This window comes from Pseudomonas sp. KBN12P06040 (assembly GCF_037574965.1).
In the GTDB taxonomy this organism is placed as follows: domain Bacteria; phylum Pseudomonadota; class Gammaproteobacteria; order Pseudomonadales; family Pseudomonadaceae; genus Pseudomonas; species Pseudomonas aeruginosa.
Genome location: NZ_JBBELS010000001.1, coordinates 3,587,878 through 3,609,134, shown reverse-complemented (window position 1 = coordinate 3,609,134; position 21,257 = coordinate 3,587,878). Strand labels below are relative to the sequence as shown.

15 protein-coding genes and 1 tRNA gene are annotated in these 21,257 nt (G+C 63.2%); 7 read left to right on the top strand and 9 right to left on the bottom strand.

Translation table 11 applies throughout. The features are described from left to right. Positions 1-248 precede the first annotated feature (248 nt). The 3 genes from VQ067_RS16895 to parR all read right to left on the bottom strand — a co-directional run bounded on the left by VQ067_RS16895 (position 249) and on the right by parR (position 4,180). On the bottom strand, positions 249-2,081 hold the full coding sequence (locus VQ067_RS16895) for a serine hydrolase domain-containing protein (protein WP_033990372.1): 1,833 nt from the start codon (positions 2,079-2,081) through the stop codon (positions 249-251). 104 nt (positions 2,082-2,185) lie between these two features. Next, complete coding sequence (parS, locus tag VQ067_RS16890) at positions 2,186-3,472, bottom strand: sensor histidine kinase ParS (RefSeq protein ID WP_003087912.1); 1,287 nt, start codon at positions 3,470-3,472, stop codon at positions 2,186-2,188. Then, complete coding sequence (gene parR / locus VQ067_RS16885; protein WP_003087915.1) at positions 3,473-4,180, bottom strand: response regulator transcription factor ParR; 708 nt, start codon at positions 4,178-4,180, stop codon at positions 3,473-3,475. A 231-nt stretch (positions 4,181-4,411) separates the two neighbouring features. On the opposite strand from parR, the gene tig reads away from it, so the two are divergent. The 7 genes from tig to VQ067_RS16850 all read left to right on the top strand — a co-directional run bounded on the left by tig (position 4,412) and on the right by VQ067_RS16850 (position 12,875). Then, positions 4,412-5,722 carry a trigger factor gene (gene tig / locus VQ067_RS16880; RefSeq protein WP_033938159.1) on the top strand — a complete coding sequence of 437 codons (1,311 nt, stop codon included), beginning with the start codon at positions 4,412-4,414 and terminating at the stop codon, positions 5,720-5,722. Between the two features lie 93 nt (positions 5,723-5,815). Beyond that, positions 5,816-6,457: an ATP-dependent Clp endopeptidase proteolytic subunit ClpP gene (gene clpP / locus VQ067_RS16875; RefSeq protein ID WP_003098129.1), complete on the top strand. Its 642-nt coding sequence runs from the start codon at positions 5,816-5,818 to the stop codon at positions 6,455-6,457. Between the two features lie 104 nt (positions 6,458-6,561). After that, on the top strand, positions 6,562-7,842 hold the full coding sequence (gene clpX / locus VQ067_RS16870) for an ATP-dependent Clp protease ATP-binding subunit ClpX (RefSeq protein ID WP_003087924.1): 1,281 nt from the start codon (positions 6,562-6,564) through the stop codon (positions 7,840-7,842). A gap of 131 nt (positions 7,843-7,973) precedes the next feature. Beyond that, positions 7,974-10,370: an endopeptidase La gene (gene lon, locus VQ067_RS16865; RefSeq protein ID WP_003124759.1), complete on the top strand. Its 2,397-nt coding sequence runs from the start codon at positions 7,974-7,976 to the stop codon at positions 10,368-10,370. A gap of 135 nt (positions 10,371-10,505) precedes the next feature. Further along, positions 10,506-10,778, top strand: a complete 273-nt coding sequence (hupB, locus tag VQ067_RS16860) for a nucleoid-associated protein HU-beta (protein WP_003087931.1) — start codon at positions 10,506-10,508, stop codon at positions 10,776-10,778. Between the two features lie 51 nt (positions 10,779-10,829). Further along, positions 10,830-10,906 (top strand) — tRNA-Asp (locus tag VQ067_RS16855). Between the two features lie 103 nt (positions 10,907-11,009). After that, positions 11,010-12,875: a SurA N-terminal domain-containing protein gene (locus VQ067_RS16850; RefSeq protein ID WP_003120291.1), complete on the top strand. Its 1,866-nt coding sequence runs from the start codon at positions 11,010-11,012 to the stop codon at positions 12,873-12,875. 97 nt (positions 12,876-12,972) lie between these two features. Here the strand turns inward: VQ067_RS16850 and fabI are convergent, their stop codons facing one another. The 6 genes from fabI to VQ067_RS16820 are packed head-to-tail and all read right to left on the bottom strand — an operon-like array spanning position 12,973 to position 21,190. Beyond that, the gene (fabI, locus tag VQ067_RS16845) at positions 12,973-13,770 is read right to left on the bottom strand and encodes an enoyl-ACP reductase FabI (protein ID WP_003087936.1); all 798 of its coding nucleotides are present in this window, start codon (positions 13,768-13,770) and stop codon (positions 12,973-12,975) included. A gap of 21 nt (positions 13,771-13,791) precedes the next feature. Next, a complete protein-coding gene (locus VQ067_RS16840) occupies positions 13,792-15,402 on the bottom strand; it encodes an ABC transporter ATP-binding protein (RefSeq protein ID WP_003087940.1) in 1,611 nt (536 codons plus the stop codon). Position 15,403: 1 nt separating this feature from the next. Beyond that, positions 15,404-16,423 (bottom strand): ABC transporter permease, encoded by a 1,020-nt coding sequence (locus VQ067_RS16835; protein ID WP_033990379.1) that lies wholly within the window; start codon positions 16,421-16,423, stop codon positions 15,404-15,406. A gap of 4 nt (positions 16,424-16,427) precedes the next feature. Further along, a complete protein-coding gene (locus tag VQ067_RS16830) occupies positions 16,428-17,510 on the bottom strand; it encodes a microcin C ABC transporter permease YejB (RefSeq protein WP_003087943.1) in 1,083 nt (360 codons plus the stop codon). Between the two features lie 6 nt (positions 17,511-17,516). Beyond that, a complete protein-coding gene (locus VQ067_RS16825) occupies positions 17,517-19,364 on the bottom strand; it encodes an extracellular solute-binding protein (protein ID WP_003087944.1) in 1,848 nt (615 codons plus the stop codon). Next, positions 19,361-21,190 (bottom strand): extracellular solute-binding protein, encoded by a 1,830-nt coding sequence (locus tag VQ067_RS16820; RefSeq protein ID WP_003098137.1) that lies wholly within the window; start codon positions 21,188-21,190, stop codon positions 19,361-19,363. The genes VQ067_RS16825 and VQ067_RS16820 overlap by 4 nt, the downstream gene beginning before the upstream one ends. Positions 21,191-21,257: the final 67 nt, after the last annotated feature.

Here is a 21,257-nt window from a genome sequence, read left to right as displayed (position 1 = left end):
AGCCGGCGCATCCGGCCGGTTCGCCAGTTTCGGGCGCCAGGTCGCGCCCTGGGCTGTGTTCCGGCGAACGGTATAAGGTTGGCGGCCGCGGAAGGCGAAGGCGGTGAACATGTTCGTATTCTCTCTCGGTGCGTTTCAGAAGCGGTATTCCACCAGGACGCCCAGGCCGATGCTGTCATGCCACTCTTCGGCGACAGCGGCGAAGCAGAGGCTGGCGAGCGTGCCGGCGAGGCACAGGGAGGGGCTTCTCATGGGGGCTCCTTCCGTTGCGGCCAGGGACGTGCCTTGGTGTCTTGCTGGGCGAAGCGGTAGCCGAGCGCGTTCAGACCGTCGAAGTCGCGACTGAAGGTGTCTCCCAGGCCCTGGCCGCTGCCGGCCAGGACGGCGTGTGCGCTGTCGATGGGTTGCAGGATGAACTCGCCGGAGCGGGTTCCTCTGGCTTGCCCGCGCACCAGCAGGAAGCCGTCTTCGATCCTGATGCTCAGGCCGTTCAGGTAGCTGTGCCGGCCCGTGCTGGCGACGCGGTAGGTGCCGACGGCTTCGGTCCAGGCCTGGGGCAGGGGTGTCGGCTCGATGCGCTCGCCGAGGTAGGCGGCCTGGCCGTGGCGGCGGGACACCAGGATTCGGCGTTGGCCGTAGCTGACCACGTCCAGTTGCAACTGTCCGGCGCTGTCCACGCCGACGGGCCAGAATCCCAGCAGTCTTTTTCTCATCTGCAGCCAGCCCGAGGTGTCGCGCAACAGTTCCACGCGTTGTTCGCCGAAATCTGCGTACAGGCGACCCCGGCGCTCGTACAGGCGAACCTGGCCTTGGCGGGTTGCGTAGCGACCGTATAGCTGTCGCCGGTCCTCCGGGCTCGGCACCTTCAGTGCGGGCGCGCGCGCGGGGGTGGGCTGTACGGCGGGGCGACGAGCGCCCTGCCTGACCTGCAGCATGAGCGACGCCGCTTGCCGGGCCAGGGAGGCGGTGAGCGAACCGCTGTCATCGGCGTTGCTCATGACAATGGCGGCGAGGCGCTGTTCCGGCAGCAGAACCAGGTGGGCGCTGAATCCTGGGGTGGCGCTGGCGTACTCATAGTGACGGATGCCCCCTTCCAGCGGCGCGGAGCCGCACGGGCTGAGGAACCAGGCCAGGCCCACCTGGCAGTCGAAGTCCAGGGCATTGCCGGCGTTCTGCTGGCGGAACATCTCCTCGACGGAGTGTTTCCGGAGAAGCTGGCGCTCCTTGTGGCGCCCGTTGGCGAACAGCATGCGGACGAAGCGGCTGAGGTCGACCGGGCTGCTCCACAGATCGTTGACCGGGAGGTCGCTGGCGGAGCCGGGGCGACCGCCGCCGCTGTAGCCGTGGGCGCGTTGCGCCTGGGGCAGGGCGTTCCTGGCGAAGCTGGAGCGGGTCATCTGCAAAGGCTCCAGCAGGTGCTCGCGCATGTGCTGCTCGAAGTGCTTTCCGGTGTTGCGCTCGATGGCCGCGCCGACCAGTTCGTAGCCAAGGTTGGAATGGGCGACCTGGGTTCCCGGCGGATTGCTCAGCCAGACACCGGATACTTTCGCCGGCAGTTGGCCGAGTGAGTTCGGGCGTTCGCCGAACAGGGGCGGCAGGTGTTCGCCAGGAAGGCCGGACTGATGGCTGAGCAGCCGGCGGAAAGTGATCGCGCGATCCGCCTCGCTCTGGTCGGCATGGAAGCGTGAGCGTACGTAGAACTCGCGCAAGGTGTCCTGGAGCGGAGCGTCGAGAGAGAGTTGGCCGCGTTCGGCCAGTTGCAGGGTCGCGCTGGCGATCAGTAGCTTGGACAGGTCGCCGGCGTGGAATGCGGTGTGCTCGCTGGCGTTGATCCTGTGCTGTCGGTCGGCATAGCCGAAACCGCGAGCCCAGACCAGTTGCTGGTCGTCGACCAATGCCAGGGCCAGGCCGGGCACGTCCTGCCTTTCCATTTCCCGGCGGATGTGGCGTTGCAGATAGTCGATGACCTCGCCGTAGTTGCCCACGGCGGCGCTCGGCGCTGGCGGGGCGGGTGGCAGGCCGTGGCAGCCGCTGGTGCCGAGCAGGCAGCCGAGAAGGGGAAGGTGCATGGCGCGAAACATGGAATACCTGGCGGAAAGGCGAGGTGTCCCATGCTAGGGCGGGCCTGGCTGGCAATCCTTACGGCTTTGTCAGCAATCTGTGAAAGATTGTTAAGCCTCCGCTGTCAACGGGGCCGCTCCCAGGTCAGGCGGAAGGAGGCGCCTCCCTGCGGCGTTTCCAGCGCTTCCGCATAGCCGCCGTGCCATTGCGCGACCCGGCGGACGATCGCCAGGCCCAGGCCGAAGCCGCCGGTGCTGCGATCGCGGCTGTCGTCCAGGCGCGAAAAGGGTTCGAAGATCTTCTGCCGGGCGTCCGCCGGTATCCCGGGGCCGTCGTCGTTGACCCGTATCTGACAGCTGTCGCCTTGATCGAGGAGGGCGATTTCGACGCGCGAGTGTGCGTGGCGGATGGCGTTGCGCAGCAGGTTGATCACGGCGCGCGCCATGAAGCGAGGCTCGATGCGGATCTGTTCGACCTGGCAGGCGCTGATCTCGCAGGTGACTCCGGCGGCTTCGGCTTCCAGGGCGACGTCGGCGACGACGCTATCCAGCCAGCTCGCGGCGTCGACGATTTCCCGGTGGCTCCCGACGTTGCCGTGCTCCAGGCGGGCGTAGGTCAGCAGTTCGGAGACCATTTCCTCCAGTTCGCCGAGGTCGGCGCGCATGTCCTCTATCAGGTCGTGGCGTACTTCGGCGTCGACTTGCTTGTTCAATTGCTCGAGTTCGAAGGACAGGCGGGAGATCGGCGTGCGCAATTCGTGGGATACCGCGTTGGTCAGTTCGCGCTGGTTGCTGATCAGGCTTTCGATGCGGTCGGCCATCTGGTTGAAGTGCTGGGCCAGGGTGCGGATATCGGAGCGTCGGAAAATGCGCGTGCGCGATGACAGGTCGCCATCGCCGAAGCGTTGCGCGGCCAGGCGCAGGGTCTCGAGGTCGCGCCAGTGCGGGCGGACCCATACCAGCAGGGCGATGCCGACCAGCACGCCGAGCAGGATGTAGGCCAGCACGGTGAACAGTGGGGTCAGCGAGGGTTCCGGCGGCAGCTTGATGTCGAGCAGCTGCGGACCCGCGTCGATGCGGCTGATGAATTCCGTAAAGTCCTCGCGTACCACCAGCAGGTTCTTGTCGAGGAGGGCCTGCTCTTCCTGCGTCAGCTTCGCCTGCCTGGCATCCGTCAGGCTCAGCTCGAGCCCGTAGTGGGGACGCCAGTCTTCGAGCTGTCGCTGGCGTCCGGCCTGGTCCAGCGGGGCCAGCTTTTCCACCAGCGAATAGGCCTGGCCGCGAACGGCGTCGCGGTGATAGTTCTCGACGATGCTGTCGTAGAACGCGTCGATGACATGGTCGACCACGAAGATCGCGGCAGCGAACCCCAGGGCCAGCAGCAGGTAGAGGCGCAGGAACAGGCGTAGCATTCAGAGTTCCCAGCCCAGCGGGTTGAACAGGTAGCCCTTGCCCCAGACGGTCTTGATCCGGACCGGCTCGCGCGGATTGTCCTTCAGTTTATTGCGCAGCTTGCTGATGCAGACGTCGACGCTGCGGTTCAGGCCGTCGAAGCCGATGCCGCGGATCTGGTTGAGGATCTCGTCGCGGGAAAGTATTTCCCCTGCCTGGTTGGCCAGCAGCCAGAGCAGCTCGAACTCCATCGTGGTCAGTTCTATGCCGCGGCCTTCGAGTTCCGCTTCGCGCCGCCGTCGGTCGATGTTCAGCTTGCCGAATGTCAGGCTTTCCGGGGAGGCGGGAAGGGGCGCGTGCCGGCGCATCAGGGCGCGCAGGCGGGCGAGCAGCACCGGTGGCTCGATCGGCTTGATCACGTAGTCGTCGGCGCCGGACTCCAGGCCGAGGATGTGATCAAGATCGTCCTCCTGGGCGGTGAGTATGAGGATCGGCAGGTTCGCGACCCGGCGGATCTCCCGGCACACCTGCAGACCATTCTGTCCGGGGAGCATGAGGTCGAGAACCACCACTTGCGGCTTGAAGTCGAGGAAAGCGGCGAACGCGGCATCACCGCGATGCACCTGGCGCACTTCGAAACCATGCTGGGAAAGGAAGCTGGCGATCAGGCGGGCGAGCTTCTGGTCGTCTTCGACGAGCAATACCTTGCTGAGGGTAGGGCAGTCCATAGGGTTTCATCGGTCGGAGCGGAATCGGCTGGCATTATATGCACCCGCTTCCGGCGAAGCTCCAGCGACTCGTTCGAGACCGGGCTGCGATCGGCGGAAGCGGCCGGAAACACCCCGGGGATCCGCCTGCACCCTGGCGGGGTGACTTCTGCTTTTCCCTCTACTAGAATGCATGCCCTTGATTCTGGGAGCCGGAAGGACCGGCTTACGTCTGTGCAACGAGGAATATCCATGCAAGTTTCTGTTGAAAGCACTTCCGCTCTTGAGCGCCGCATGACCGTTGGTGTGCCTGCCGAGCGTATCGAGACCGAAGTCAACAAGCGTCTGCAGCAGACCGCCCGTCGTGCCAAGATTCCAGGTTTCCGCCCCGGCAAGGTGCCGATGAGTGTCATTCGTCAGCGCTACGAAGCTTCCGCGCGCCAGGAAGCCATGGGCGATCTGATCCAGGAAACCTTCTACGAAGCCGTGGTCGAGCAGAAGCTGAATCCGGCCGGTTCGCCGTCGGTAGAGCCCAAGTCCTTCGAGAAAGGCAAGGACCTGGAATACATCGCAACCTTCGAAGTCTTCCCGGAATTTACCGTTTCCGGCCTGGAAGACATCAAGATCGAGCGCCTGCAGGCCGAAGTTTCCGATGCTGATGTCGACAACATGCTCGATGTCCTGCGCAAGCAGAACACCCGTTTCGAAGTGGTCGAGCGTGCCGCCCAGAACGATGACCAGTTGAACATCGACTTCGTCGGCAAGATCGACGGCGAAGCCTTCGCCGGCGGTTCCGCCAAGGGCACCCTGCTGGTGCTGGGCTCCGGTCGCATGATCGCCGGCTTCGAAGAAGGGCTGGTGGGGGCGAAGGCCGGTGAAGAGCGCGTGCTCAACCTGACCTTCCCCGAGGACTACCAGAACCTGGACCTGGCCAACAAGGCTGCCGAGTTCACCGTTACCGTAAATAGCGTTGCCGAGCCCAAGCTGCCGGAACTGAACGAAGAGTTCTTCGCTCTGTTCGGCGTGAAGGAAACCGGTCTCGATGGCTTCCGCGCCGAAGTGCAGAAGAACATGGAGCGCGAGTTGCGCCAGGCGATCAAGTCCAAGGTCAAGAACCAGGTCATGGAAGGTCTGCTGCAGGCCAACCCGATCGAAGTGCCCAAGGCCCTGATCGGCAACGAAGTGAACCGTCTGCGCGTGCAGGCCGTCCAGCAGTTCGGTGGCAACATCAAGCCTGACCAACTGCCGGCCGAGCTGTTCGAAGAGCAGGCCAAGCGCCGTGTGGTGCTGGGCCTGATCGTCGCCGAAGTGGTCAAGCAGCACGAGCTGAAGGCCGACGAAGGTCGCGTTCGCGAAATGATCGAGGAAATGGCCTCGGCCTACCAGGAGCCCGAGCAGGTCGTCGCCTGGTACTTCAAGAACGAGCCCCAGCTGAACGAAGTCCGTTCTGTTGTACTGGAAGAACAAGTCGTAGATACTGTCCTGCAAAAGGCCACTGTGACCGATAAGCAGGTATCCTACGAAGAAGCGGTCAAGCCGGCCGAAGCTCCGCAAGCGGCCTGATTCGTTCCTCTCGTTCGAATCCCACAAGCCAGCCTTAGTGCTGGCTTGTGCGTCTTTGAGGCTTCACTATCTGTTAGGGAGTGATCGCAAGACATGTCTCGCAACTCTTTTATTCCGCACGTTCCCGATATCCAGGCCGCCGGTGGCCTGGTGCCCATGGTGGTGGAGCAGTCCGCCCGCGGCGAGCGCGCCTACGACATCTATTCGCGCCTGCTGAAGGAGCGGATCATCTTCCTGGTCGGCCAGGTCGAGGACTACATGGCCAACCTGGTGGTTGCCCAGTTGCTGTTCCTGGAGGCTGAAAATCCCGAGAAGGACATTCATCTCTACATCAACTCGCCGGGTGGCTCGGTGACTGCCGGGATGTCCATCTACGACACCATGCAGTTCATCAAGCCCAACGTCTCGACCACCTGTATCGGTCAGGCGTGCAGCATGGGTGCCCTGCTGCTTGCGGGCGGTGCCGCCGGCAAGCGCTACTGCCTGCCGCATTCGCGGATGATGATCCACCAGCCGCTGGGCGGTTTCCAGGGCCAGGCCTCGGATATCGAGATCCATGCCAAGGAAATCCTCTTCATCAAGGAGCGTCTGAACCAGATCCTGGCGCACCACACCGGCCAGCCCCTGGACGTCATTGCCCGCGATACCGATCGTGACCGCTTCATGAGCGGTGACGAAGCCGTCAAGTATGGCCTGATCGACAAGGTCATGACCCAGCGCGACCTGGCCGTCTAAGGCTCCGCAATACTGGCGGTCGAGACATTCGGCCGCCTCGTGGGCTTGAAAATGCCCACAATTGCCTTCATCTTGTGTTTGAAGCTACCCATTGGATCGATCGAATGACTGATACCCGCAACGGCGAGGACAACGGCAAGCTGCTGTATTGCTCCTTCTGCGGCAAGAGCCAGCACGAAGTGCGCAAGTTGATTGCCGGCCCCTCGGTCTTTATCTGCGACGAGTGTGTCGACCTGTGCAATGACATCATCCGCGAGGAGGTGCAGGAAGCGCAGGCGGAAAGTAGTGGGCACAAACTTCCGGCGCCGAAAGAGATCCGCACCATCCTTGATCAGTACGTGATCGGGCAGGAGCGGGCCAAGAAGGTTCTGGCGGTAGCGGTATACAACCACTACAAGCGCCTCAACCAGCGTGACAAGAAGGACGATATCGAGCTCGGCAAGAGCAACATTCTGATGATCGGCCCAACCGGCTCGGGCAAGACCCTGCTGGCCGAGACCCTCGCACGTCTGCTGAACGTGCCGTTCACCATCGCCGATGCGACCACGCTGACGGAAGCGGGCTACGTGGGCGAGGATGTCGAGAACATCATCCAGAAACTCTTGCAGAAGTGCGATTACGATGTGGAGAAGGCCCAGATGGGCATCGTCTACATCGACGAGATCGACAAGATTTCCCGGAAATCGGACAACCCCTCCATCACTCGCGACGTTTCCGGCGAGGGTGTGCAGCAGGCCCTGCTGAAGCTCATCGAGGGCACCGTTGCCTCGGTACCGCCGCAGGGCGGTCGTAAGCACCCGCAGCAGGAGTTCCTGCAGGTCGATACGCGCAACATCCTGTTCATCTGCGGCGGCGCTTTCGCCGGTCTGGAGCGGGTCATCCAGAACCGTTCCGCGCGCGGCGGCATCGGTTTCAATGCCGAAGTGCGCAGTCAGGAGATGGGCAAGAAGGTCGGCGAGGCGTTCAAGGAAGTCGAGCCGGAAGATCTCGTCAAGTTCGGTCTTATCCCCGAGTTTGTAGGGCGTTTGCCGGTGATCGCGACTCTTGATGAACTCGATGAGGCTGCGCTCATGCAGATCCTGACCGAGCCGAAGAACGCTCTCACCAAGCAGTACGCCAAGCTGTTCGAGATGGAAGGCGTCGACCTCGAATTCCGTCCGGACGCACTCAAGGCGGTTGCCCGCAAGGCGCTCGAACGCAAGACCGGTGCACGTGGCTTGCGTTCAATTCTCGAAGGTATCCTTCTCGATACCATGTACGAGATTCCCTCCCAGCAGGATGTCAGCAAGGTGGTCATCGATGAGAGTGTCATCGATGGCTCGTCGCAACCCCTGATGATCTACGAGAACAGCGAAAAGCCAGCCAAGGCTGCGCCTGAGGCATGAAAGAGCAGGGGCCTTCGGGCCCCTTTTCTTTTCCGACTGGCACGCTTGTTTTTTCCCGGGCCTAACCCCATCTTAGGCTGAAAGGTCTTCCTATCTGTTTCGTGGCCAAGTGCCGCTGTAGAGCCGACATTATGAAAACACTCGTCGAATTGCCCTTGCTGCCGCTACGTGACGTGGTGGTGTACCCGCACATGGTCATCCCGTTGTTCGTCGGTCGGGAAAAGTCCATCGAGGCCCTGGAGGCAGCGATGACCGGCGACAAGCAAATCCTCCTGCTGGCGCAGAAAAACCCCGCGGACGACGATCCGGGCGAAGATGGCCTGTACCGCATGGGTACGGTCGCTACCGTGCTGCAGTTGCTCAAGCTGCCGGATGGCACCGTCAAGGTGCTGGTCGAAGGCGAGCAGCGCGGCCAGGTCGAGCGCTTCATCGAGGAGGAAGGGCACATTCGTGCCGCGGTCCAGGCCATCGATGACGCCAATGTCGGCGAGCGCGAGGCCGAGGTCTTCACTCGCAGCCTGCTGAGCCAGTTCGAGCAATACGTCCAGTTGGGCAAGAAAGTCCCCGCCGAGGTGCTTTCCTCGCTGAACAGCATCGACGAGCCGAGCAGGCTGGTCGATACCATGGCCGCGCACATGGCGCTGAAGATCGAGCAGAAGCAGGACATCCTGGAGATCACCGACCTGTCGTCGCGGGTCGAGCATGTCCTGGCGCTGCTGGATGCCGAGATCGACCTGCTGCAGGTGGAAAAGCGCATCCGCGGCCGGGTCAAGAAGCAGATGGAGCGCAGCCAGCGCGAGTACTACCTGAATGAGCAGATGAAGGCCATTCAGAAGGAACTCGGCGATATCGACGAAGGGCACAACGAAGTCGAGGAGCTGAAGAAGCGCATCGACGCCGCCGGCCTGACCAAGGAGGCGCACACCAAGGCCACTGCCGAGCTGAACAAGCTCAAGCAGATGTCGCCGATGTCGGCGGAAGCCACCGTGGTGCGTTCCTACATAGACTGGCTGCTGAACGTGCCGTGGAAGGCCGAGAGCAAGGTGCGCCATGATCTCGCCAAGGCGGAAGACATCCTCGATGCCGACCATTACGGCCTGGAAGAGGTCAAGGAGCGCATTCTCGAGTATCTCGCCGTGCAAAAGCGGGTGAAGAAGCTCAAGGGCCCGGTCCTTTGCCTGGTGGGGCCGCCCGGCGTGGGCAAGACCTCCCTGGCCGAATCCATCGCCCGCGCCACCAATCGCAAGTTCGTGCGCATGGCGCTCGGCGGCGTGCGTGACGAGGCCGAGATCCGCGGTCACCGTCGTACCTATATCGGCTCTATGCCGGGCCGCCTGATCCAGAAGATGACCAAGGTCGGCGTACGCAACCCGCTGTTCCTCCTCGACGAAATCGACAAGATGGGCAGCGACATGCGCGGGGATCCCGCCTCGGCGCTGCTCGAGGTGCTCGACCCGGAGCAGAACCACAACTTCAACGATCACTACCTGGAGGTCGACTACGACCTGTCCGACGTGATGTTCCTCTGCACCGCAAACTCGATGAACATCCCAGCGCCCCTGCTGGATCGGATGGAAGTCATCCGCCTGCCGGGCTACACCGAGGACGAGAAGGTCAACATCGCCTCCAAGTACCTGATTCCGAAGCAGGTCCAGGCCAACGGCCTGAAGAAGGGCGAGCTGACCTTCGAGGAAGGCGCCCTGCGCGACATCATTCGCTACTACACCCGCGAAGCCGGGGTGCGCAGCCTCGAGCGGCAGATCGCCAAGGTCTGCCGCAAGGCGGTGAAGGAGCATGCCAAGCTCAAGCGTATCCAGGCGGTGGTGTCCAGCGAGACGCTGGAGAACTACCTCGGCGTGCGCAAGTTCCGTTATGGCCTCGCCGAACAGCAGGACCAGATCGGCCAGGTGACCGGGCTGGCCTGGACCCAGGTCGGCGGCGAGCTGCTTACCATCGAGGCGGCCGTGGTACCGGGCAAGGGCCAGTTGACCAAGACCGGATCGCTGGGTGACGTGATGGCGGAATCGATCACCGCGGCGTTGACCGTGGTGCGCAGCCGCGCCCAGAGCCTAGGAATCGCGGCGGACTTCCACGAGAAGCGTGACATCCATATCCACGTTCCGGAAGGCGCTACGCCGAAGGATGGCCCGAGCGCAGGCATCGGCATGTGCACGGCGCTGGTTTCGGCGATCACGCAGATCCCGGTGCGCGCCGACGTGGCAATGACCGGGGAGATCACCCTGCGTGGGCAGGTGCTGGCGATCGGCGGGCTGAAAGAAAAACTTTTGGCGGCGCACCGCGGCGGGATCAAGACGGTGATCATTCCCGAGGAAAATGTTCGCGACCTGAAGGAAATTCCGGACAATATTAAGAGTGATCTGGTTATTAAACCGGTTAAATGGATTGACGAAGTCCTGCAAATTGCGCTGCAATACGCCCCGGAGCCCTTGCCCGATGCGGCTCCGGAGATGGTTGCAAAGGATGAAAAACGCGAGCCTGATTCCAAGGAGCGAATTAGCACGCATTAGTCGGTAGGTATTCTTGACACTGTTTTTGGGCCCTTGTTATAAAGCGGCACTTGCTGAGTCAGTTGGCCTACCAGCGCAGAATTTCCTTACACCTAACACATAGAAACATACTCAACAGAAATAAGGGGACTTAGAGTGAACAAGTCGGAACTGATCGATGCAATTGCCGCATCTGCTGATATCCCGAAAGCTGTTGCCGGTCGCGCACTGGACGCAGTGATCGAGTCCGTCACTGGCGCCCTGAAGGCTGGTGACTCCGTCGTGCTGGTTGGTTTCGGCACCTTCGCTGTCAAAGAGCGCGCTGCTCGCACCGGTCGCAACCCGCAAACTGGCAAGCCGATCAAGATCGCCGCTGCCAAGATCCCGGGCTTCAAAGCCGGTAAAGCCCTGAAGGATGCTGTCAACTAAGCGTCTTTTGGGACTCGTTCTACCCAGGTCGGCCAAGGCTGGCCTGGCTGCGGAGCGGTAGTTCAGTCGGTTAGAATACCGGCCTGTCACGCCGGGGGTCGCGGGTTCGAGTCCCGTCCGCTCCGCCAGTTACGAGAAGGCGCATCCTCGGATGCGCCTTTCTTATATCCGCATCTCTTACCCACGCCGCGCCGCCCAAGACGGCTGGTCGTGGCAGTTTTTGGGGGCTGCATGCTGCAGAACATCAGGGATAATTCCCAGGGCTGGATCGCCAAGACCATCATTGGCGTGATCATCGTTCTCCTGTCGCTGACCGGCTTCGACGCGATCATCCGGGCCACCGACCACTCCAACGTGGCCGCCAAGGTCAACGGCGACGATATCAGTCTCAATGAAGTCCAACAGGCCGTGGACATGCAGCGTCGCCAGCTGCTGCAACGCCTGGGCAAGGATTTCGATCCATCCATGCTGGATGACAAGCTGCTCAAGGAAGCGGCCCTGAAGGGGTTGATCGAGCGTACCCTGCTGCTCCAGGCCGCCAAGGACGACAAGTTCGCTTTCTCCGACCAGGCGCTGGACCAGTTGATCCTGCAAACTCCCGAGTTCCAGGTCGACGGCAAGTTCAACGCGGATCGCTTCGACCAGGTCATCCGCCAGATGAACTACAGCCGCATGCAGTTCCGCCAGATGCTCGGCCAGGAAATGCTCATCGGCCAGCTTCGCGCCGGCCTGGCGGGCACCGGTTTCGTCACCGACAACGAATTGCAGTCCTTCGCTCGCCTCGAGAAGCAGACCCGCGACTTCGCCACCCTGGCGATCAAGGCCGACGCGTCCAAGAGCAGCGTGAGCGAGGACGAGGTGAAGGCCTTCTACGAAGGCCACAAGAGCGAGTTCATGACTCCCGAGCAGGTGGTCGTCGAATACGTGGAACTGAAGAAGTCCTCCTTCTTCGACCAGGTCAAGGTGAAGCAGGAAGACCTCGAGGCGTTGTACCAGAAGGAAATCGCCAACCTTTCCGAGCAGCGCGATGCCGCCCACATCCTGATCGAGGTGAACGACAAGGTCGGCGACGAGCAGGCCAAGGCGAAGATCGACGAGATCAAGGCTCGCCTGGCCAAGGGCGAGGATTTCGCCGCGCTGGCCAAGGAGTTCTCCCAGGATATCGGCTCGGCCGCCACCGGCGGCGACCTGGGCTACGCCGGCCGCGGCGTGTACGACCCCGCGTTCGAGGAGGCGCTGTATGCGCTGAAGCAAGGTGAGGTATCCGCCCCGGTGAAGACTCCGTACGGCTACCACCTGATCAAGCTGCTGGGCGTGCAGGCGCCGGAAGTACCGAGCCTGGAAAGCCTCAAGCCGAAGCTCGAGGACGAACTGAAGAAACAGATGGTCGAGCAGCGCTTCGTCGAGGCTACCAAGGACTTGGAAAGCTCCGCCTACGAAGCCGCCGACCTGAGCCAGCCGGCGCAGGAAATGGGCCTGAAGGTCCAGACCAGCCAGCCGTTCGGACGTTCGGGGGGCGACGGCATCGCTGCCAACCGCCAGATCGTGCAGACCGCGTTCAGCGCCGAGGTGCTGGAAGAAGCGGCCAACAGTGGCGCCATCGAGCTGGATCCGGACACCGTGGTGGTACTGCGGGTCAAGGAGCACAACAAGCCGAAGGAGCAACCGCTGGAGCAGGTCGCGGCGAACATCCGCGAGCGCCTGGCTGCCGAAAAGGCCGCCGAGGAGGCGCAGAAGCGTGGCGAGGCCCTGATCGCAGAGCTGCGTGAAGGCCGTACCTCTTCCGCAGCGGGTGAGTCGTGGAAAGTGGTCGAGGCGGCCTCCCGCGGCCAGGAAGGCGTCGATCCGAAACTGCTCCAGGCGGTGTTCCGCATGCAGCGTCCGGAGGCCAAGGACAAGCCTTCGCTCTCTGGCGTGACCCTGGCCAATGGCGATTACGTGGTGATCCGCCTGAATGGCGTCAGCGAGCCGGAGGAGGCTATCTCCGACGACGAGAAGGCCATGTACCGCCGCTTCCTGGCTTCGCGCAGCGGACAGGCAGACTTCGCCGCCTTCCGCCGTCAGTTGCAGGACAAGGCGGAAGTCGAGAAATACTGAGACCGAGATGCAGAGAAAAGGCCGCTTACGCGGCCTTTTCTTTATTCCGCCCATGAAAAAGGCCGCTCGAAGCGGCCATTTTTCATGGGCGGGGTGATCAGTCGTCGTCCAGCGGGCCCATGGCGGTAGTGTTGAAGCCGCCATCGACGTAGAGGATCTCGCCACTGATACCGCTGGCCAGGTCCGAACAGAGGAAGGCGCCGGCATTGCCGACTTCCTCGATGGTGACGTTGCGCCGCAGCGGCGTCTGCCGCTCGTTGGCGGCCAGCATCTTGCGGAAGCTCTTGATTCCGGAGGCGGCGAGCGTTCGGATCGGCCCGGCGGAAACCGCATTGACCCGGGTGCCTTCCGCGCCCAGGCTGCCGGCCAGGTAGCGGACCCCGGCCTCCAGGCTGGCCTTGGCCATGCCCATTACGTTGTAGTTCGGCATGGTCCGTTCGGCGCCCAGGTAGGAGAGGGTCAGCAGGCTGCCGTTGCGGCCCTTCATCATTTCCCGTCCGGCCTTGGCCAGGGCGATGAAGCTGTAGGCGCTGATGTCGTGGGCGATGCGGAAGCCCTCGCGGGTGGTCACCGCGGTGAAGTCGCCGTCGAGCTGATCGCCTGGAGCGAATCCGACGGAGTGGACGATGATGTCCAGGCCGTCCCAGTGCTTGCCCAGGGCGGCGAACACCGCTTCGATCTGGCTGTCGTCGGCCACGTCACAGGGGAAGCACAGCTCCGGCCGCGAGCCCCAGCCACTGGCGAACTCCTCCACCCGGCCCCTGAGCTTGTCGTTCTGGTAGGTGAAGGCCAGTTCGGCGCCTTCCCGGTGCATGGCGGCGGCGATGCCGGAAGCGATGGAGAGCTTGCTGGCGACTCCGACGATCAGGGCGCGTTTTCCTGTGAGAAATCCCATGGTCCGTTCCTTGTCTGCTACTCAGTTTTCCGCGCTTGCCGGGGCCATGAAGGCGGCCTCCAGCAATTGCTGCGTATAGGGATGTTGCGGCGAGGCGAAAACCGCTTCGGCGCTGCCCTGTTCCACCACCTTGCCATGTCGAACCACCATCAACTGGTGGCTGAGCGCCTTGACCACCGCCAGGTCGTGGCTGATGAACAGGTAGGTGAGGTTGTACTTGCCCTGCAGTTGCCGCAGCAATTCCACGACCTGGCGCTGCACTGTGCGGTCGAGCGCCGAGGTCGGTTCGTCCAGCAGGATCAGCGCCGGTTTCAGCACCAGTGCCCGGGCGATGGCGATGCGCTGGCGCTGGCCGCCGGAGAATTCGTGGGGGTAACGGTAGCGGGTCTGCGGATCGAGCCCGACCTCCACCAGCGCGTCGATGATCGCCTGCTCCTGTTCGGCCTCGCTGCCGATCCTATGGATGCGCAGGCCTTCGCCGACGATCTCGCCGACACACATGCGTGGGCTGAGGCTGCCATACGGGTCCTGGAACACCACCTGCATCTCGCGGCGCAGCGGGCGCACGTCATGTTGCGCGAGACCGTCCAGCCGGGTGCCTTCGAAGCGGATGCCGCCCTGGCTTTCCAGCAGCCGCAGGATTGCCAGGCCAAGGGTCGACTTGCCCGAGCCGCTTTCGCCAACGATGCCCAGCGTCTGCCCGCGGGGTAGTTCGAAATTGACCCCGTCGACCGCCTTGACGTGGTCCACGGTGCGGCGGAACACGCCTTTGCGGATCGGGAACCAGACCCGCAGGTCGTCCACCGCCAACAGGGTTTCACCGGGCGGGTTGCTTGCCGGCGCACCGCTGGGCTCGGCGTTGAGCAGCTCGCGGGTATAGGGGTGTCGCGGGGCTGCGAAGAGTTCCTGGCAGGAAGCCTGCTCGACGATCCGCCCTTGTTGCATGACGCAGACGCGGTGGGCGATGCGCCGGACCAGGTTGAGGTCGTGGGTGATCAGCAGCAGGGACATGCCCAGGCGTGCCTGCAGGTCCTTGAGCAGATCGAGGATCTTCAACTGGACGGTGACGTCGAGCGCGGTGGTCGGTTCGTCGGCGATCAGCAGTTGCGGCTCGCAGGCCAGGGCCATGGCGATCATCACCCGCTGCCGCTGGCCGCCGGAGAGTTCGTGTGGATAGGCTTTCAGGCGCTTGGCTGGCTCGGGGATGCCGACCAGCTCGAGCAGTTCGAGAATTCTCGCGCTGGCCTTGGCGCCACCCAGGCCCTTGTGCAGGGCGAGGACCTCGGCGAGCTGCTTCTCGATGGTATGCAGCGGATTGAGCGAGGTCATGGGTTCCTGGAAGACCATGGCGATGCGGTTGCCGCGGATCCCGCGCAGGCGCCGTTCCGGGAGCTTGAGCAGATCCTCGCCCTGGTAGTGGATGCTGCCTGCTGGGTGGCTGGCGACGGAGTAGGGCAGCAGGCGCAGGATCGAGTGGGCGGTCACCGACTTGCCCGAGCCGCTTTCGCCGACCAGGGCCAGGGTCTCGCCCTGGCGGATGTCGAAGCTGACGCCTTCGACTACCCGCTGGCGTTGCTCGCCGGAGAGGAATTCGACGGCGAGGTCGCGGATTTCCAGAATGTTCTCGCTCATCTCATTTCCTCGGGTCGAAAGCGTCGCGGGCGGCTTCGCCGATGAACACCAGCAGGCTCAGCATGACCGCCAGCACCACGAAGGCGGAAATGCCCAGCCAGGGCGCTTGGAGGTTGGACTTGCCCTGGGCGACCAGCTCGCCCAGCGACGGCGCGCCGGGCGGCAGGCCGAAGCCGAGGAAGTCCAGGGAGGTGAGGGTGCCGATGGCGCCGGTGAGGATGAACGGCATGAAGGTCAGGGTCGAGATCATCGCGTTCGGCAGGATGTGACGGAACATGATGGCGCTGTTGCGCATGCCGAGGGCCCGGGCGGCGCGGACGTATTCCAGGTTGCGCCCGCGGAGGAACTCGGCGCGGACCACGTCCACCAGGCTCATCCAGGAAAACAGCAGCATGATGCCCAGCAGCCACCAGAAGTTCGGCTGGACGAAGCTGGCCAGGATGATCAGCAGGTAGAGCACCGGCAGCCCCGACCAGACTTCCAGGAAACGCTGGCCGAGCAGGTCGACCCAGCCGCCGTAGTAGCCTTGCAGGGCGCCGACGGTGACGCCGATCAGAGAACTGAGCACGGTCAGGGTCAGGGCGAAGAGGATCGACACGCGGAAGCCGTAGATCACCCGGGCGAGCACGTCGCGGGCCTGGTCGTCGGTGCCCAGCCAGTTTTCCGCCGACGGCGGGGCGGGGGCGGGAACCTTCAGCTCGTAGTTGATGGTGTCGTAGCTGTAGGGGATCGGCGGCCAAAGCACCCAGCCGTCCCTCTCGGCGATCAGTTGGCTGATGTAGGGGCTCTTGTAGTTGGCTTCCAGGGGGAATTCGCCGCCGAAGGTGGTTTCCGGGTAGCGTTTGAAGACCGGGAAATACCAGCCGCCGTCGTAATGCACGACCAGCGGTTTGTCGTTGGCGATCAGTTCGGCGCCGAGGCTGCCGACGAACAGGATGAGGAACAGCCAGAGCGACCACCAGCCACGCTTGTTGCTCTTGAAGCGGGCCCAGCGGCGCTGGTTGATGGGAGACAGGCGCATCGGATTACTCCCGGTTCTCGAAGTCGATGCGCGGATCGACCAGGGTGTAGACGATATCGCTGATCAGCTTCATGACCAGCCCGAACAGGGTGAAGATGAACAGCGTGCCGAAGACCACCGGGTAGTCGCGGTTCATCGCCGCTTCGAAGCTGAGCAGGCCGAGGCCGTCGAGGGAGAAGATCACCTCGATCAACAGCGAACCGGTGAAGAAGATCCCTAGCAGCGCAGCCGGCAGGCCGGCAATCACCAGCAGCATGGCGTTGCGGAATACGTGCCCGTAGAGCACGCGGCGTTCGGTCAGGCCCTTGGCGCGGGCGGTGACCACGTATTGCTTGCCGATCTCGTCGAGGAAGCTGTTCTTGGTCAGCAGCGTGATGGTGGCGAAGTTGCCGATCACCAGGGCGGTTACCGGCAAGGCCAGGTGCCAGAAATAGTCGAGTACCTTGCCGCCGAGGCTGAGCTGGTCGAAGTTGTTCGAGGTCAGGCCGCGCAGGGGGAACCAGTCCCAGTAGCTGCCGCCGGCGAACAGCACCACCAGCAGGATGGCGAAGAGGAAGGCGGGAATGGCGTAGCCGACGATGATCGCCGAGCTGGTCCAGATGTCGAAGACGCTGCCATGGCGGACCGCCTTGGCGATCCCCAGCGGGATCGACACCAGGTACATGATCAGCGTGCTCCAGAGTCCGAGCGAGATCGACACCGGCAATTTCTCGACGATCAGGTCGGTGACCTTGGCGTCGCGGAAGAAACTCTGCCCGAAGTCCAGGTGCAGGTAGTTCTTCAGCATGATCATGAAGCGCTCGGGGGCCGACTTGTCGAAGCCGTACATGCGCTCGATCTCTTTCACCAGCTCCGGGTCCAGGCCTTGCGCGCCGCGGTATTGCGAGCCGGCCACGGCGACTTCGCCGCCGCCGCCGGAGATGCGTCCGGTGGCGCCGCCGGAAGCGGCGTCGAAGCCTTCCAGCTTGGCGATCATCTGCTCCACCGGACCGCCGGGAGCGGCCTGGATGATGATGAAGTTGATCAGCAGGATGCCGAACAGGGTAGGGACGATCAGCAGCAGGCGCCGCAGGATATAGGAGAGCATGCGGCGTTACTCCCGTTCCGGCTCGGCGTCTTGCGCGGCTTCGGCTTGCGCCTTGCTCGGCAGCGCCTTGTCGCTGGTCTGCCACCAGGTCATCAGGCCCCAGTCGTAGAGTGGCGTCACCTTCGGCCGGCCGAAACGGTTCCAGTAGGCGACCCGCCAGGTATCGACGTAGTAGTTGGGAACCACGTAGTAGCCCCACGACAGTACGCGGTCGAGGGCGCGGGTATGGTCGATCAGGCTTTGCCGCGAGTCGGACTGGATCAGGCTTTCCACCAGGCTGTCGATGGCTGGGTCCTTGAGGCCGATGAAGTTGCGGCTGCCGGCCTTGTCGGCGCTGCTGGAATGCCAGAACTCTCGCTGTTCGTTGCCTGGCGAGTTGGATTGCGGCCAGGTCGCCGAGGTCATGTCGAAATCCCGCGAGCGCAGGCGGTTGACGAACTGCGAGACGTCGACGCGACGGATCTGCATGTCGATGCCAAGTTCGGCCAGGTTGCGCTTGAACGGCAGGATGACCCGTTCCATGTTGGCCTGGAACAGCATGAACTCGAAGCTCAGTGGCTGGCCGTCGGGACCTACCATGCGGTTGTTCTCGATCCTGTAGCCGGCCTCGGTGAGCAACTGGTAGGCCTTGCGTCGCTGCTCGCGGATCACCCCACTGCCGTCGTTGACCGGATTCTGGAAGACCTGGTCGAAGGCCTCGTCGGGAATCTTGCCGCGCAGCGGTTCGAGGATCTTCAGCTCGGCTTCGCTGGGCAACTGGTGGGCGGCCATCTCCGAGTTCTCGAAATAGCTGTTGGTGCGCTTGTAGGAGCTGAAGAACAGCTGCTTGTTCGACCATTCGAAGTCGAACAGCAGGCTGATCGCCTGGCGTACCCGGCGGTCCTGGAACACCGGGCGGCGGATATTGAAGGCGAAGCCCTGCATCCCCACCGGGTTGTGGTTGTGGATGCTGGCCTTGATGAAGCGCCCGTCGCGCAATGCCGGCGACTCGTAGCCGGTGGCCCAGTCCTTCGCCGAATATTCGAGGTTGACGTCGTACTGGCCGGCCTTGAAGGCTTCCAGGGCGACCGACATGTCGCGATAGGAGTCGATGGTGATGGTGTCGAAGTTATAGAGTCCGCGGGAGACCGGAAGGTCCTTGGCCCACCAGTCCTTGACTCGCTCGTAGCTGATGGAGCGTCCCGGATCGACCTTGGCGATGCGGTAGGGGCCGCTGCCCACCGGGATTTCCATGCCGGTCTTGGAAAAGTCGCGGTCGGCCCACCAGTGTTTCGGCAGGATCGCGATCTGGCCGAGGATCAGCGGCAGTTCGCGGTTGCCGGCGTGCTTGAAGTCGAAGCGCACGCGAAGCTTGTCCTCGGCGACCACCTTGTCGACGTCCGCATAGTAGTTGCGGTACATCGGGTCGCCCTTGCTCACCAGCGTCTCGAAGGTGAACACCACGTCTTCGGCGGTGACCGGCGTGCCATCGCTGAAACGGGCCTGGGGGCGCAGGTAGAAGCGCACGTAGCTGTTGTCCGGTGCCTTCTCGATCTTCTCCGCGAGCAGGCCGTATTCGGTGAAGGGCTCGTCCTGCGACTGGAAGGCCAGGGTGTCGTAGATCAGGCCCAGCGAAGGGGCCGAGACGCCCTTGCCGATGAACGGGTTGAGGCTGTCGAAGCCGCCGAAGTCGGCCTGGCGGAGGATGCCGCCTTTCGGCGCATCCGGATTCACGTAGTCGAAATGCTTGAAGTCGGCGGGATACTTCGGAGGCTCATCGTAGAGCGTCAGTGCATGTTTCGGGGCGGCGAGGAGCGGGCCGCAGCAGCCGAGCAGCAGGGCTGCCAGCAGAGGGGTGAAGCGGGGACGGATCATCGGGACGTCTCCAGGTTTTTCTGCCACCACGCGCGCAGGCCCAGGGTGTAGGGCGGGGTGGCGACGAAGGCGAAGCGGTTGCGGTACGCCAGACGGTGCGAATTGAGGTACCAGTTGGGAATGCTGTAGTACTGCCAGAGCAAGGTCCGGTCCAGGGCGCGCGCGGCGGCGACCTGTTCGTCGCGGCTGTGGGCGCCGAGCAGGCGGTTGAGCATGGCGTCGACCACCGGGTTGGCGATGCCCGCGTAATTCTTGCTGCCCTTGACCTTCACCTGGCTGGAGTGGAAGTACTGCCACTGTTCCAGGCCGGGACTGAGGGTCTGCGGCAGGGTCATGAGGATCATGTCGTAGTCGAACTGGTCCAGGCGCTGCTTGTATTGGGCGCGGTCGACGGTGCGCAGGCGCGCGTCGATGCCGATGCTGGCGAGGTTTTCGCGATAGGGCTGGAGAATACGCTCCAGGCTCGGATTGACCAGCAGGATTTCGAAGCGCAGCGGTTCGCCCTTTTTATTCAGCAGTCGGTCGCCGGACAGCTTCCAGCCGGCATCGGCCAGTAGACCGAGCGCATGCCTGAGGGTTTCACGGGGAATGCCGCGCCCCTCGGTGGTCGGCAGGCTGAACGGCTGTTTGAACAACTGCGCCGGCAATTGCTTGCGGTACGGCGACAGGTACAGCCATTCCTGGCCCTCCGGGACGCCGCTGGCGGCGAATTCGCTGTTCGGGTAGTAGCTGCGCGAGCGCAGGTAGGAATTGCTGAAGAGGGCGCGATTGGTCCATTCGAAGTCGAACATCTCGCCCAGCGCCTGGCGTAGCGCGCGCTCCTTGAACACGGCGCGACGGGTGTTCATGAACAACGCCTGGGTCTGGCTGGGGATCTGGTGCGGGATTTCCGTGCGGATCACATCGCCGCGCAGAACCGCGGGGAAGCGATAGTTGTTCAGCCAGTTCTTCGCCTGGTGCTCGATGTAGAAGTCGAACTCGCCGGCCTTGAAGGCTTCGAAGGCGACGCCGTTGTCCCGGTAGAAGTCCACCACGACCCGGTCGAAATTGTATTTGCCGCGGTTCACCGGCAGTTTTTCGCCCCACCAGCCCTTCACGCGTTCGAACACCAGGCGGCGCCCGGGATCGACCTCGACGATGCGATAGGGACCGCTGCCCAGCGGCGCGGTGAAGGTGGTGGCGCGGAAGTCGCGATCCTTCCAGTAATGCTGCGGCAGCACCGGAAGCTCGCCCAGGCGCAGGATCAGTAGCGGGTTGCCGGAGCGCCGCAGGACGAAACGCACCCGGTGGGAGGTGAGGATATCGACCCGCTTCACCTCCTGCAGGTAGGTGCGGTACATCGGGTGCCCCTGCTTGACCAGGGTGCGATAGGAAAAGGCCACGTCGCTGGCGGTGATCGGCCTGCCGTCGTGGAAGCGTGCTTCCGGCCGCAGGTTGAATACCACCCAGCTGCGGTTTTCCGCGTATTCCACGCTCTTCGCGATCAGGCCATAGCTGGAGGCTGGTTCGTCGCCGGACGGGTCGTACAGGCCGGTGCCCACCATCAATGGTTCGTTCAGCTCATTGACGCCGTACTGGAGGAAATCGCCGGTGCCGATCGGGCTGGTGCCTTTCAGGGTGTAGGGGTTGAGCGTGTCGAAGCTGCCCGAGGCCATCAGGCGCAAGGTGCCGCCTTTGGGGGCGTCGGGATTGGTCCAGTCGAAGTGCTGGAAATTGGCCGGATACTTGAGCGTGCCGAATTGGGCATAACCATGGCTCTGGGTAATCGCGGCGAAGCTGGGCAGGCTCACGGCCAGGCCGAGGATCAGGAAGGAGAGGCGACGCATCAGGCGTGTGTCCGGGTCCTTGGCTATTTTTGACAACGAATCGTCAGGCAACAGTAACACCTTGCCC